At 70.3% G+C, this 13,824-nt stretch carries 13 protein-coding genes and 2 tRNA genes; 1 reads left to right on the top strand and 14 read right to left on the bottom strand.

Going from position 1 to position 13,824, the window contains the following annotated elements:
* Positions 1-285: 285 nt before the first annotated feature.
* The 12 genes from ACIRJT_RS22255 to ACIRJT_RS22200 form a co-directional block, all read right to left on the bottom strand.
* Positions 286-1,131, bottom strand: a complete 846-nt coding sequence (locus ACIRJT_RS22255; RefSeq protein ID WP_403911650.1) for a DegV family protein — start codon at positions 1,129-1,131, stop codon at positions 286-288.
* Positions 1,132-1,261: 130 nt separating this feature from the next.
* A complete protein-coding gene (locus tag ACIRJT_RS22250) occupies positions 1,262-2,047 on the bottom strand; it encodes a hypothetical protein (protein WP_403911648.1) in 786 nt (261 codons plus the stop codon).
* A 168-nt stretch (positions 2,048-2,215) separates the two neighbouring features.
* Positions 2,216-5,089 (bottom strand): leucine--tRNA ligase, encoded by a 2,874-nt coding sequence (leuS, locus tag ACIRJT_RS22245; RefSeq protein WP_403911646.1) that lies wholly within the window; start codon positions 5,087-5,089, stop codon positions 2,216-2,218.
* Positions 5,090-5,546: 457 nt separating this feature from the next.
* Positions 5,547-5,619: transfer RNA gene (locus ACIRJT_RS22240), tRNA-Ala, on the bottom strand.
* A gap of 132 nt (positions 5,620-5,751) precedes the next feature.
* Positions 5,752-5,985, bottom strand: coding sequence for a hypothetical protein (locus ACIRJT_RS22235; RefSeq protein WP_003969224.1), 234 nt, complete (start codon positions 5,983-5,985; stop codon positions 5,752-5,754).
* A 312-nt stretch (positions 5,986-6,297) separates the two neighbouring features.
* A tRNA-Ala gene (locus ACIRJT_RS22230) sits at positions 6,298-6,370 on the bottom strand.
* Between the two features lie 139 nt (positions 6,371-6,509).
* Positions 6,510-7,163, bottom strand: a complete 654-nt coding sequence (locus tag ACIRJT_RS22225) for a histidine phosphatase family protein (protein WP_403912031.1) — start codon at positions 7,161-7,163, stop codon at positions 6,510-6,512.
* Positions 7,160-7,591, bottom strand: coding sequence for a ribosome silencing factor (gene rsfS, locus ACIRJT_RS22220; protein WP_007449662.1), 432 nt, complete (start codon positions 7,589-7,591; stop codon positions 7,160-7,162). The genes ACIRJT_RS22225 and rsfS overlap by 4 nt, the downstream gene beginning before the upstream one ends.
* Before the next feature lie 201 nt (positions 7,592-7,792).
* On the bottom strand, positions 7,793-9,604 hold the full coding sequence (locus ACIRJT_RS22215; protein WP_403911644.1) for an LCP family protein: 1,812 nt from the start codon (positions 9,602-9,604) through the stop codon (positions 7,793-7,795).
* 19 nt (positions 9,605-9,623) lie between these two features.
* A complete protein-coding gene (gene nadD / locus ACIRJT_RS22210) occupies positions 9,624-10,241 on the bottom strand; it encodes a nicotinate-nucleotide adenylyltransferase (protein ID WP_402011242.1) in 618 nt (205 codons plus the stop codon).
* A 37-nt stretch (positions 10,242-10,278) separates the two neighbouring features.
* Positions 10,279-10,443 carry a hypothetical protein gene (locus ACIRJT_RS22205; RefSeq protein ID WP_371623385.1) on the bottom strand — a complete coding sequence of 55 codons (165 nt, stop codon included), beginning with the start codon at positions 10,441-10,443 and terminating at the stop codon, positions 10,279-10,281.
* 84 nt (positions 10,444-10,527) lie between these two features.
* Positions 10,528-10,680 carry a hypothetical protein gene (locus ACIRJT_RS22200; RefSeq protein ID WP_003969217.1) on the bottom strand — a complete coding sequence of 51 codons (153 nt, stop codon included), beginning with the start codon at positions 10,678-10,680 and terminating at the stop codon, positions 10,528-10,530.
* A gap of 111 nt (positions 10,681-10,791) precedes the next feature.
* Between ACIRJT_RS22200 and ACIRJT_RS22195 the strand changes: the two genes are divergently transcribed.
* A complete protein-coding gene (locus ACIRJT_RS22195) occupies positions 10,792-11,940 on the top strand; it encodes a M48 family metallopeptidase (protein ID WP_403911641.1) in 1,149 nt (382 codons plus the stop codon).
* Here ACIRJT_RS22195 and ACIRJT_RS22190 read toward each other — a convergent pair.
* Positions 11,855-13,003, bottom strand: a complete 1,149-nt coding sequence (locus ACIRJT_RS22190; protein ID WP_403911639.1) for a hypothetical protein — start codon at positions 13,001-13,003, stop codon at positions 11,855-11,857. The two genes, ACIRJT_RS22195 and ACIRJT_RS22190, sit on opposite strands and share 86 nt — an antisense overlap.
* Before the next feature lie 206 nt (positions 13,004-13,209).
* Positions 13,210-13,797: a hypothetical protein gene (locus tag ACIRJT_RS22185; protein ID WP_403911637.1), complete on the bottom strand. Its 588-nt coding sequence runs from the start codon at positions 13,795-13,797 to the stop codon at positions 13,210-13,212.
* Positions 13,798-13,824 lie beyond the last annotated feature (27 nt).

The raw sequence follows: 13,824 nt of genomic DNA, 5'->3' as shown, positions 1-13,824 counted from the left end.
GGAGGCAGGAACGAGGAAGGGTGGGTGGACGAGGAAGTGCGGGTGGAGATGGAGGTGAGGGTGGAGGAGGACGCGGAATCGGACGACGGGGCAGCGGTGTGCAGAGCGTCGGGAGCCGACGCCCGAGGAGATCGAAGGGCCATGCCTCACGACGTTAGGCACATCCGCCCGAACGCGCTGAGCAGCCACGATTTCTGTGGACGGTCCGGCAGTTGTGGACAACTCGGCCACTCCCCGGGGTGAAGCTCCGCAGCACGTCTCCCCTGGTCATTCACCGCAACGCGTTCACCGCAGCGAGATCACCGCACCGAGCAGCCCCGGCCCCGTATGGGCCCCGATCACCGCGCCGACCTCGCTGACGTGAAGATCGACCAGGCCTGGAACGCGCTCGCGCAGCCGCTCGGCCAGGCGCTCCGCGCGCTCCGGGGCGGCCAGGTGGTGGACCGCGATGTCCACCGGGGCCGTCCCCGCCCGCTCGGCGACGATCTCCTCCAGACGGGCGATGGCCTTGGACGCCGTCCGCACCTTCTCCAGCATCTCGATCCGTCCCGCGTCGAGCTCCAGGATCGGCTTCACCGCCAGCGCGGATCCCAGCAGGGCCTGCGCCGTGCCGATGCGTCCGCCCCGGCGCAGATAGTCGAGCGTGTCGACATAGAAATACGCCGAGGTGCCGGCGGCCCGCTTCTCCGCCGCCGACACCGCATCGTCCGGGCCGCCGCCCGCCTCGGCGCTCTCCGCCGCCGCCAGAGCGCAGAATCCCAGGGCCATGGCGACCATGCCGGTGTCCACCACCCGTACCGGAACGGGGGCGTCCTTCGCCGCGAGCAGCGCCGCGTCGTACGTGCCCGAGAACTCCGACGACAGGTGCAGGGACACCACCGCGTCGGCCCCGTCCTCGGCCGCCGCCCGGTAGGCCGCGGCGAAGACCTCGGGGCTGGGGCGGGACGTGGTCACGGAGTGGCGTTTCTGCAGAGCCAGGGCGAGCGAGCGGGCCGAGATCTCCGTGCCCTCCTCCAGCGCCCGGTCGCCGAGGACGACGGTCAACGGCACTGCGGTGATGCCGTGCCGTTCCATCGTCGGGGGCGGCAGGTAGGCCGTGGAATCGGTGACGATAGCGACATGGCGGGACATGAGCCGGAGGTTACCTGGCGTGGTGGGAGTGCGGCGGCCCGGCCCCGGCCCTCTGATCGTTCATGGCTGCTTCGGAGCGTATCCAGCCGGGTCGTATGCACTCAGGAGGGGTCGCACGGTCGGGTGTGCGTCAGTTCGTCGTTTCCGGCCGGGTGGACTTCTGCCAGGGGTAGGTCGTGCGCAGCCGTGGGTCCGGTGCGGTGATCGCCTGCGGACCCTCCGCGCGGGCGGGTCCGGACCACGCCTGGTCGGCCGTGCTGCTGTTCCCGGCCGACGGGCCCGCCGAGGCGGCCGGCTCGGGCCAGTCCGTCCCGGGACCGTGGCCCGGTGTCGAGGCGGAGGCCCTCGCGCCGGATGCCTGCGACGGCTCCTCGACGGTCCAGTGCCGCAGCGCGCCGGCCTCGATGTCGATCTGCGCGTTCAGCGCGTCCAGGTCGTCGTCGGCGAACTGCCGCGCCCGATCCCGCGCCGCCCAGCGCAGCGACTCCGCCGAGTGCGTGATCCGCTGCGTGCGTTCCTTCAGCTTGGGCAGCAGGCCCGCGACCGTCGCCCGGTCCGGCTCGCGCTCCAGCCGCTTCAGCTCGTCGTCCAGTTCGAGGCCGTGCTCGCTCAGCCGCCGGAACAGCGCCACCGACTCGGTCAGGGACGCGTCCTCGGCGACGCCGGCGTGCAGGGCGTCCTGCGTGGCCCGCATCGAGGTGCGCAGGGCGAGCCGGAGCTGCGCCAGCTCGCCGGCGACACCCGTCTGCCCGAAGCTCTTGGCCCGGAGCGTGGTGTCCTCCACGGTGCGCCGGGCCTGTGTGATCGTGCGGTCCACGCCGCGCTTGGCCGCGCCGACCGCCTTCACGGTCGCGTAGACACCCAGCGCGACGAACGCGACCAAGAGCAACGCCAGGATCGTGATCGCGGCTTCCATGAATGCCCCTCGATATCTCGATGCGGCCGCCGATACCGGTCGCCCCTCCACCGTAAACGGAACGGGCAGGCCGAGGGTTCCTTCGGAACCCCCAACCTGCCCGTAGGGGATGGCCCTGACCATGCACCGCAGCCGTCGACGGACGGCCGTCGGGCGAAAACGGGACCGTCACGCGGGAACGATGTTCACCAGCTTCGGCGCGCGCACGATCACCTTGCGGATTCCGGCCCCGCCCAGCGCCGCGACGACCGCCTCGTCGGCCAGGGCCAGCGCCTCCAGCTCCTCGTCCGCGATGGCGGGCGAGACCTCCAGGCGGGCCCTGACCTTGCCCTTGATCTGGACGACGCAGGTGACGGTCTCGTCCACGACGTACGCCGGGTCCGCCACCGGGAAGTCCTGGTGCACGACCGAACCGGTGTGGCCCAGGCGCCGCCACAGCTCCTCCGCGATGTGCGGGGCCAGCGGGGCGATCAGCAGGACCAGCCGCTCGGCGACGGAGCGCGACAGCGGGCCGCCGGCCTTCGTCAGGTGGTTGTTCAGCTCGGTGACCTTGGCGATGGCGGTGTTGAACCGCATCCCCGCCATGTCTTGGCCGACCCCGTCGATGGCCTTGTGCAGGGCGCGCAGCGTGTCCTCGCCGGGCTCCGTGTCGACGACGGTGATCCCACCGGTCTCCTCGTCGACCACATTGCGCCACAGGCGCTGCAGCAGCCGGTACTGGCCGACCACGGCCCGGGTGTCCCAGGGTCGCGATACGTCCAGGGGGCCCATCGCCATCTCGTACAGGCGCAGGGTGTCCGCACCGTACTCGGCGCAGATCTCGTCCGGCGTGACCGCGTTCTTCAGGGACTTGCCCATCTTGCCCAGGACGCGGCTGACCTTCTCGCCCTCGTGGAAGAACGCGCCGTCGCGCTCCTCCACCTCGGCGGCGGGGACGGCGATGCCCCGGCTGTCGCGGTAGACGAAGGCCTGGATCATGCCCTGGTTGTACAGCTTGTGGAACGGCTCGGCGGAGGAGATGTGGCCCAGGTCGTGCAGCACCTTGGACCAGAAGCGCGCGTACAGCAGGTGCAGCACGGCGTGCTCTGCGCCGCCGACGTACAGGTCGACACCGCCGGTGGGCTGACCGTCGCGCGGGCCCATCCAATACTGCTCGATCGCCGGGTCGACCAGCTGCCGGTCGTTGTTCGGGTCCAGGTAGCGCAGCTCGTACCAGCAGGAGCCTGCCCAGTTGGGCATGGTGTTGGTCTCGCGGCGGTACTTCCGCGGACCGGCGCCGTCGCCCAGGTCCAGCGTGACGTTGACCCAGTCGGCGTTGCGCGACAGCGGAGTCTCGGGCTGGGCGGTCGCGTCCTCCGGGTCGAAGGTGCGCGGGGAGTAGTCCTCGACCTCGGGCAGCTCCAGCGGCAGCATCGACTCGGGCAGCGGGTGGGCGATGCCGTCCTCGTCGTACACGATCGGGAACGGCTCGCCCCAGTAGCGCTGTCGGCTGAAGAGCCAGTCGCGCAGGCGGAAGTTGACGGTGCCCTCGCCGGCACCGTGCTCCTTCAGCCAGTCGGTGATCCTCACCTTGGCCTCGACGACGCCCAGGCCGTCCAGCGAGATCTCCTCGTTCGCGGAGTCGACCAGCTTCGCGTCGTACGAGACGAAGGCGTCGTCCCACGTGGAGGGGTCGGTTCCGCGATCGTCGGAGGGCTGGACGACGCAGCGCATCGGCAGCTCGAAGGCGCGCGCGAAGGCGAAGTCGCGCGCGTCGTGCGCCGGCACGGCCATGATCGCGCCGGTGCCGTAGCCCATCAGGACGTAGTCGGCGATGAAGACGGGGACCTTCTCGCCGCTGACCGGGTTGGTCGCGTACGCGCCGGTGAAGACGCCGGTCTTGTCCTTGGCCTCCGCCTGCCGCTCGACGTCGGACTTGGCGGCGGCCTGCTTGCGGTACGCGGTGACGGCCTCGGCCGGGCTCGCGTGGCCGCCGGTCCACACCGGGTGGGTGCCCTCGGGCCAGGCGGCCGGGATGATCCGCTCGACCATGTCGTGCTCGGGCGCCAGCACCATGTACGTCGCGCCGAACAGCGTGTCCTGGCGGGTGGTGAAGACGGTGATGCCACCGGCGGTGTCCACCGGGAACTCGATCCGGGCGCCCTCGGAGCGGCCGATCCAGTTGCGCTGCTGCAGCTTGATGGCCTCGGGCCAGTCCAGCCCGTCCAGGTCGTTCAGCAGCCGGTCGGCGTAGGAGGTGATGCGCATGTTCCACTGGCGCAGCTTGGCCTTGAAGACGGGGAAGTTGCCGCGCTCGGAGCGGCCGTCGGCGGTGACCTCCTCGTTGGCCAGGACGGTGCCCAGGCCGGGCGACCAGTTCACGGGGGCGTCGGAGGCGTACGCCAGGCGGTACTCGCTCAGCAGGTCGGCGCGCTCGGTGGCGCTCAGCGCGCTCCACTCACGGCCGTCGGGGGTGGCACGGGTGCCACTCTCGAACTGCTCCACCAGCTCGGCGATCGGGCGGGCCCGGTCGGCCTGGGAGTCGTACCAGGAGTTGAAGATCTGCAGGAAGATCCACTGCGTCCACTTGTAGTACTCGGCCTCGATCGTCGCGAAGGAGCGGCGGTTGTCGTGGCCCAGACCCAGTCGGCGCAGCTGGGCCCTCATGTTCTCCATGTTGGCCTCGGTGGAGACCCGGGGGTGGGTGCCCGTCTGCACGGCGTACTGCTCGGCGGGCAGGCCGAAGGCGTCGAAGCCCAGGGTGTGCAGCACGTTGTGGCCGGTCATCCGCTGGTGGCGGGCGTAGACATCGGTGGCGATGTAGCCCAGCGGGTGTCCGACGTGCAGGCCCGCACCCGAGGGGTACGGGAACATGTCCATGATGAACTTCTTCGGCCTGGCGGCCAGCTCCGGGTCGCCCGCCAGGTCCCCGGTGGGGTTCGGGGCCTCGTACGTCCCCTCGGCGTCCCAGAAGTCCTGCCAGCGTGCCTCGATGTCGGCGGCCATGGCCGCCGTGTAGCGGTGCGGCGCGACCGTCTCGGCTGCGGAATTCGTCTCGCTCATGATCCTCAAAGCTCCATCGATCGTCATCTGCCGGGAAACAAAAAATCCCCTCGCACAGGAGGGGACGCCGCGCTGACTCCGACCAGGCGTTCTCACCGGTCGGGACTGTTCAGCGCGGCTCGCTAAGCAGAAGGCGTACGGCACGCATGGCGTCAGAGTACCGCACGGGCCCGGATGGGAGCGGGGAGTAACCAGGGGGCGGACATCGCGCGCACGGGGATCCGGGCGGCGAACGGCGGGCCCACCCTGCCGGCCTCGGACCGACGAGTGCTGGGCAGTGGGCGCGGCTGATCCAGGACGAAGCCGATCCGGAGCGAAGCCCGTCCGGACGGGCCTGATCCGGACAGAGGCGACCGGACAGACGCGACCGGACAGACAGACCCACCGGCCGGACCCGGCCGGACAAAAGAAACGGGCCACCCGATCCGGGTGGCCCGCTTCTTCACTGTCGATCTTGTGGAGCTAAGGAGAATTGAACTCCTGACCTCCTGCATGCCATGCAGGCGCTCTACCAACTGAGCTATAGCCCCTCGCTGCTTGCCGCCCGGCTTCCCTTGGCGACATCGAGAACATTACACGGTCCCCCCGGTGCTTCACCAAATCGTTTCCAGTCCGCACCGATATGCCCGAATCATCCCGAACGGTGGATCGTCAACCGCAGGTCAGGCGGTCGCGAAGGAGTAGAAGCGCTTGAGAGTGCAGTGCTCCTCCAGGAGCCGCCCGTAGATCGGCTCCCCCTCCAGCTCCCGATAGGTCTCGATGGGATCGCCTTTTATGATCAGCGCCCGCGCGCATTCCTCGCACCAGTACTGGTACTCCGCGTTGACCGGGTCCATGTCCCTGACGATGGGCGTACCGCTGCCGCACCAGTCGCACTTACGCCTGTGTGCACCCATCAGTCAGCTCCAGCTGTGGCCGCAGGCCGTGCACACGTAGGAGACCCCTCCGTTGTCACCCAGAACCTGGGCCACATGGGACGAACCGCAGGACGGACAGCCGAGACGGGATCGATCTTCGAACGGTACGGGGCCGGAGACAAGAGGCTGGTCGGGGACGTGTTCGCGACTCGCAGGCATCGCGCTCCCTCCCGATCGGTACGTCGCCCCCTCCGGCGTTCCGATTCTGCCATGGCCCCGCAAGGGGGTCAGCCCGCTCGGTGCCCCCTATACAGAAGATCCCGCCCCCTGGTGGGGACGGGATCCTGATTGTGGAGCTAAGGAGAATTGAACTCCTGACCTCCTGCATGCCATGCAGGCGCTCTACCAACTGAGCTATAGCCCCGCTGTTCGCTGTTGATTCCCTGCGTTTCCGCGCTGCGAACAAGAAGAACTTTAGCCTGCGACCGGCCGGAAAGTGAAATCCGGCCCGGGCCGCCCGAGGACGGCCCGCGAACGGCCTCTCAACTGCCTCCCGGCAGGGTCTAGTCGTCGTCGCCGAGGACCGGCTCCGGGAGCGTGCCGGCGTTGTGTTCCAGCAGACGCCAGCCGCGCGCGCCCTCGCCGAGGACGGACCAGCAGCAGTTGGACAGCCCGCCGAGCCCCTCCCAGTGGTGGGCCTCCAGACCGAGCAGCCGGCCGATCGTCGTCCTGATCGTGCCGCCGTGGCTGACCACGACGAGCGTGCCGTTCTCCGGAAGCTTCTCCGCGTGCTCCAGAACGACCGGCGCCGCCCGGTCGGCGACCTCGGTCTCCAGCTCGCCGCCGCCCCGGCGTACCGGCTCGCCGCGCTTCCAGGCCGCGTACTGGTCGCCGAAGCGCTCGACGATCTCCTGGTGGGTCAGCCCCTGCCAGGCGCCCGCGTACGTCTCACGGAGTGCGGCGTCGTGTGCGACGGTGAGGCCGCTGACGGCGGAGAGCTCGGCGGCGGTGGCCGCCGCCCGTCGCAGGTCGGAGGCCACGATGGCGTCCGGCTTGAGCGAGGCGAGCAGCCGGGCGGCACGGCGGGCCTGCCCGACGCCGACCTCGGTCAGCTCGATGTCCGTGGAACCCTGGAAACGGCGCTCCAGGTTCCACGCCGTCTGGCCGTGCCTCCAGAGGACGATCCTGCGGCCCGTGCCGCTGCCGCTGCCGTTCAGCTCTGGTCACCTTCCGTGCCGCCGTTGAGCTGTGCGTGCTCCTCGGCCTTGCCACGGGTCTTGATCGCGTCCTCGGGGAGGGCGATCTCCGGGCAGTCCTTCCACAGGCGCTCCAGCGCGTAGAAGACGCGCTCCTCGCTGTGCTGGACGTGGATGACGATGTCGACGTAGTCGAGGAGGATCCAGCGGGCGTCGCGGTCGCCCTCGCGGCGCACCGGCTTGACGCCGAGCTCCTTCTGGAGCCGCTCCTCGATCTCGTCGACGATCGACTTGACCTGGCGGTCGTTGGGGGCCGAGGCGAGCAGGAAGGCGTCGGTGATCGACAGCACGTCGCTGACGTCGTAGGCGATGATGTCGTGCGCGAGCCGGTCGGCGGCCGCCTGAGCGGCGGCGTTGATGAGCTCGATGGAGCGGTCCGTGGCGGTCACATGCAGGCTTTCGTCGGCGGTCGGATGCAACCTCTAGGGTCTCACGGACCGCCGACAGAGCCTTACTGCGTTTCACGGCCGGGCTTCGGACCCGGATCCGGCCCGGCCCGACGGCGGACACCGGCCCGCTTCCACGACACTCGTCGGCCGGATCGGGATCACCGGGCGACGCCGGAGCGTCGGCCGGTGATCCCGGGCGGGCTACGGGATCTCGTAGTCCTGACCGAGGACCGCGGACACGTCGGCGTTGGCGGCCGGCTCGCCCTTCTTCACGTCGGCTGCGGAAAGGCCCAGGGTCTTGGCCACCTCGACGGCCTTCTCCTTGTCCTCGGCGGACCGATAGAGCACGACGGACGACGCCTCGGCCCCCGCCTTGCCGCTGTCCACGAAGGCGTAACCGCCGTTGACCAGCTGGACCCGGGCGGCCTCCGCGGCCTTCTGCTTCCCGGTGACGTCGCGGACGGCGACCCGGAGCGGAGCGCCCGCCTCGGGAGCCTTCACCGTGCCGCCGAGGATGTCCTTGACGACGCCGCGGGTGTCGGCCTCGGTGAGCGTGCCGTCCTCCTGGACCGGCAGCAGGGCCGTCTTGTAGTCGCCGACCTTGGCACGCGAGGCCAGCTTGGCGAGCGAGGCCCCGAGGTCCTTCTCGGGCAGCGACGGGTCCAGCACCTGGAGCAGCGTCTCGATGGTGACGGTCGCTGCCTTGGGGTCCTCGGAGACCTTTCGCAGCGTGGCCCGCATGACCTCGCCGAACCGCGTCAGCTGCTTGGCCTCGGGCTCCCCCGGCGCACGGTACGTGGCGTAGGCGACGGCCATCGGGCCGCTGAGCGTCTGGCCCTCACCCTTGTTCACCAGGGGCGATTCGCCCTTCTTCGCGCCGGGCACAGCCGTGTCGGTGTCGACCTCGATGTTGCCGACGAGCTCGACGAGGTTCTCCAGGTACGGGGTGTCCAGCCGCCAGGTGCCGGTGATCCGCGTGCCCAGAATGGTGTCGATCGCCTCACGGGTGCCGGTCCTGCCGTCGTCCTCGACGGACTTGCCGAGCGTGGTGGTGGTCCCGTCGTCGCCCGCGACGGCGAGGGAGTTGGGCAGCAGGACGGTGGTGCCCTGCTCGGTGGTGGCGTTGTCGACGAGCAGCGCCGTCGAGGTGCCGCCCCTCTTCGTGTCGTGCAGGTGCACCACCATCATGTCGCGCTGCTGCGCGCCGGCGGCCACGGCCTTCTTCTCGTCCGATCCGGACAGGCCCGGGATCATGTCGGCGGACCAGAGATAGCCGGCCCCGCCGACGACGACGAGAACGGCGACGACTATCAGGGCGACCATCCGGTTGCGGCCCTTGCGCCGCGCCTCCTCGCGCCGCTCGCTGCGACTCTCGGTGAACTTCAGCCAGTCGATGACGTCTTCGGAGTCCTCGTCGGGCTCCTCGATGAACGAGAACTGCTCGGTGCGGTAGTCGGGGGCGGGCTCGCGCTGCCCCGGAAGCGCGGGCTCCGCCTCTGCCTCCGCCGCTCCCGGCGACTGGTGCTGCTGGGGGTGCTGGGGCTGCGGTGCGGGAGCCTGCTGCGGGGACTGTTCCGGTGCGGGGGCCACGCCCTGCTGCGGCACGCTCCAGTGCCGGCCGGTGTCGACCGCGGCGGGCTGCTGCCCGGCCGTGTAGCCGTAGTCGGTGTAGGCGCCGTAGCCGTACCCCTGGTCGGCGCCCTGCCCCTGTTGCGGCCGGGGCGACTGGGGCTGCTGGCCCGGGTACTGGCCGGCGTAGGGGTCGTAACTCTGGGGCTGCTGCGGAGGGTTGCCGTACGCGTCATAGCCGTAGCCGGCGTCCTGGGTCTGGTGCCCCTGACCCGGCTGGGCGGCGTAGGGGTCGTAGACCTGACCCTGCTGACCCTGCTGGTCGTGCTGCTGGTGGCCCTGCTCGTGGCCCTGCTGCTGGTAGACCGGCTGCCCGTACGCGTCGTAGCCGACGATCTGCGGCTCCTGGTAGTACGGGTCGTACGGGTTCTGTCGGTCGTTCACCGGTGCCCCTCTCCGTGGCTCATTCGCCGCGGTACAGCTGGCGCTTGTCGATGTAGCGGACCACGCCGTCCGGCACCAGGTACCAGACCGGCTCCCCCTGCGCGACCCTCTCACGACAGTCCGTGGACGAGATCGCGAGCGCGGGCACCTCCACGAGGGAGACACCGCCCTCGGGCAGTCCGTCGTCCGTGAGCACGTGACCCGGACGGGTCACACCGATGAAGTGGGAGAGTGAGAACAGCTCCTCCGCGTCGCGCCAGGTGAGGATCTGGGACAACGCGTCGGCGCCGGTGATGAAGAAGAGGTCCGCCTCGCCGTGGACCTCGCGCAGATCCCGCAGCGTATCGATGGTGTACGTCGGTCCGCCACGGTCGATGTCACTGCGGCTGACGGAGAACTGCGGGTTGGACGCGGTGGCGATGACCGTCATCAGATAGCGGTCCTCGGCCGGGGAGACGTTCTTGTGGCTCTTCTGCCACGGCTGCCCGGTCGGGACGAAGACGACCTCGTCGAGATGGAACTGGGCGGCCACTTCACTGGCCGCCACCAGGTGTCCATGGTGGATCGGGTCGAATGTCCCGCCCATCACGCCGATACGGCGTTTGCCGGGGCCGGTAGGCACTTCCTGCTCTCCCATGCGTGCAGAGCCTACTGGCACAGCTGTACGCCCCGGCTCAGCGGTCGCGGTTGAAGCTGATGGTGATCCACAGAAGCAGCATCAGCGCGACAAAGGCCCCGGCGCCGACGAAGTAGGGGTTGAGGCTTTCGTGGTTGCCGCCGCCCTCGCCGCCCCCGGAGGCAAGAGTGGCAAGCTGGTGTGCGGTGCTCGTGAGGCTCATCTTCGGCAGGACCTATCGATCGTGAATCGGAAGGAAGACGTCGGCCCCATCGTATGCGGGACCCTCGGGCACGCTCACGGCGACTCAGTCGTTGTTGTCGTCGTTGCGGTATCCGCGCAGCAGGAACCAGGCGAGCAGCACCGCTCCGAGGATCGAGACGAGCAGCACGATCCGGAGGGTGTCACCCGGCCCCTGCTCCTCGGACGCGGCGGCGAGCAGTACGGCGGTGTGCGGCATTTCGGGCGCTCCTCAAAGTTATCCACAGCCCCCCGCACACCGTAGCGCCAGCGCATACGCTGGGTTTTGTCCGGGGGACGAGCAACGTCTCGTACGAACAGGGGGCCATCCATGACCGACAACAGTCACGAGAACGTGCCGAGCAGGCAGCGTCGGCGATTCCCCGGGATCTCCTCCCGGGCCTACGAGCACCCCGCCGACCGCTCGGCCCTGGTGGCCCTGCGCAAGCTGACCGGGTTCGACACCGTGTTCAAGGCGCTCAGCGGGCTGCTCCCGGAGCGCAGTCTGCGGTTGCTCTTCCTCTCCGACTCCGTCCGGGTGAGCGACGCGCAGTTCGCCCATCTCAACGACATGCTGCGGGACGCGTGTTACATCCTGGACCTGGAGAAGGTCCCGCCGATGTACGTGAAGCAGGACCCGCAGCCCAACGCCATGTGCATCGGGCTGGACGAGCCGATCATCGTGGTCACCACCGGCCTGGTCGAGCTGCTCGACGAGGAGGAGATGCGGGCGGTGGTGGGCCACGAGGTGGGCCACGCGCTCTCCGGTCACTCGGTGTACCGGACCATACTGCTCTTCCTGACCAACCTCGCCGTGAAGGTCGCCTGGATCCCGCTGGGCAATGTGGCGATCATGGCGATAGTGACGGCGCTGCGCGAGTGGTTCCGCAAGTCGGAGCTGTCCGCGGACCGGGCCGGGCTGCTGGTCGGCCAGGACATCACGGCCTCCATGCGCGGTCTGATGAAGATCGCGGGCGGCAATCACCTCCACGAGATGAACGTGGACGCCTTCCTCGCCCAGGCCGACGAGTACGAGAAGGGTGGCGACCTCCGGGACTCCGTCCTCAAGATCCTCAATGTGCTGCCCCGCACGCACCCGTTCACCACCGTCCGGGCCGCCGAGCTGAAGAAGTGGGCGGAGACCCGCGACTTCCAGCGGATCATGGACGGCCACTACCCGCGGCGCGACGAGGACAAGGACACCTCGGTGACCGACTCGTTCCGGGAGTCCGCCTCGCACTACGCGGACACGGTGCGCACCAGCAAGGACCCGCTGATGAAGCTTGTGGGCGACATCGCCGGCGGCGCGGGAGACCTGGGCGGCAAGCTGCGCGACCGGTTCACCGGAACAGCGGGCGCGAAGGGCGGGGCGCAGGGCCCGTCCGACGGCTCCGCTACGGACGGGGACGGGACGTCCGGCCGGCCTCAGGACCCTGAGGAGGGGAACCCGGGGACATCGTCGGGGCCGTCGGGGAGCTGACGGCCTCCAGGGCCCCGCACAGCGCCGCCGTGGGCCGGCCCGTGGCGTACGGGTCGGTGCCGGCGGGTCCGCGGGGGTCCGCCCGTTCCCCGGCGAGGAGCGGGCGGAGCATCGCGGTCGCGTCGGCCGAGCAGGACTGCGGCCCGGCCTGGACATGGGCCGTGCGCACCTCCAGGCGGTGCAGTCGCAGGTCCTCCCGGTCGAAGCGGAAGTGCAGCTCGCGCCGCACGGTGAACAGGGAGGCGTCGTCGTCCCGGTGGGGCCCGTCCGCCGGACGCAGGGCGTAGGTGAACGTGTGGTCCGAGACGACGCCGAGGATGCCCGGGGCCTCCTCCTCGTAGCGAAGGGTGCCGTGGACCCGGATCCGCGGGTCCGCGAGCTCCACCTGCTCCGGGTCGAAGCGCACCAGCCAGCCGGTGGTGGCTCCGCTCCCGTCGTCCGCCGGGCCGCTCAGGCTCTGTTCGAACTGGGGGCGCTGGTCCGGGTCGAGGAGGTGCTCGACGGGCCGGCGTACGGAGCCGGTGAGGACGTCGGGGTTCAGGGACGACTCCACCAGGTAGTCCTTGGCCGTGGCGAGAGCGGCGGTGATCTGGCTGTCGGAGAAGTTCTGGGTGCGCTCCACGGCGGGGGAGTTGATGCCTGCCGCGCCCGTGCGGTGCGCGGAGACCGGCTCGGCCCGGTACAGCCGCTCGGGTGACCCGCCCGGTACGGCGCCGCGGGGGGCCAGGGGGACGACGGTGGTCCGCAGGGGTTCGGCGCGCCGGGCGGCCGGTTGGGGGTACGGGCTCCGGAATCCGATGTAGACGGCCACCGCGAAGGCCAGGGCGATGAGGACGACCAGGGCTATGACGGCCCGGGAGCCGCCGCCGCTGCGGATGGAGACATGCGCCTCGGGCAGCGCACGGACGGCGCGGGCGTGCTCGCCCATCCGTTCCTGCGCCGAGAACTCCTGCATACGCGCAGCCCGGACGAACGATTCGTCGAAGACGAGCGAGCGGTACTCGTCCTCGCCGCCCGCGGGGTTCTCGGGCGCACCGTCCGGTGGTTCTGAGCGGCCTGTCATGACTTCTCTCCCGATCTCCACACCGGTCGGTTCGGTGCGCAACGGTCTGCTTCGGCCGGGCGGCGTCCACAGCGAGAAGCCCCCCTGGGAACGAGGGGTCACATCTTGAGGGTAGGTCGATTACGGCCCGCGTAAACGCGGAGACGGCCGGGAACTGCGGGGCGTCCGGGACGGCCGACGGCGAACGGGTGACGGAAGGGGCGTGTTCAGGGCACCCGGGGCTCCGCGGAGACCGTGGGGCGGGAGTAGTCCGCGGAGGCGGACGGGGCGGCCCCGGGCTTGTCGACGCCGCTGGTGACGGGGGGCGGCACCTGGTCCTGGCGGTTGTTCGAGGCGCCCCGGTAGACGGCGGTGAAGGCGAGGGAGACCAGGCCGACGCCCATCACCAGGGCGAGCAGCCAGGCGACCGGGCGGTGCCAGCGGGCGGAGTTGCGGTAGGGGCGCAGGGAGCCGCCGTGGCGGCCGTAGGGCCCCGGGGCGTGGTCGTCGTCCCCGATGCCGTGGTCCGGGTCGTAATCGAGGTCCTGGGGGTCGTGGTAGCCCCGGGGGCCGCCGTAGGGGCCGTATGCGTCGTCGTCCGAGCGACGGATCCGTCGGGCGCGGGCGGCGTCGGCCTCGGCGCGGGCCTCGGCGGCGGCGAGCAGGCGCTCCACGGCGGTGGGCTCGTGGACGGGCGCCGACCGGACGAAATCCTCGTCGAACACCACGGAGGCGAAGTCCTCGTCCGCGCCCCCGCGGTCGTCGTCGGGCTCCCAGCCGTCAGGAAACGGCTTGCCCCCCACGTCGTCCGGCACGGATTCAGCGTAGCCCGGACGGGACCT

It is taken from the genome of Streptomyces sp. NPDC102283 (assembly GCF_044766265.1).
Lineage (GTDB): Bacteria > Actinomycetota > Actinomycetes > Streptomycetales > Streptomycetaceae > Streptomyces.
This window is presented reverse-complemented; position numbering and strand designations above follow the sequence as displayed.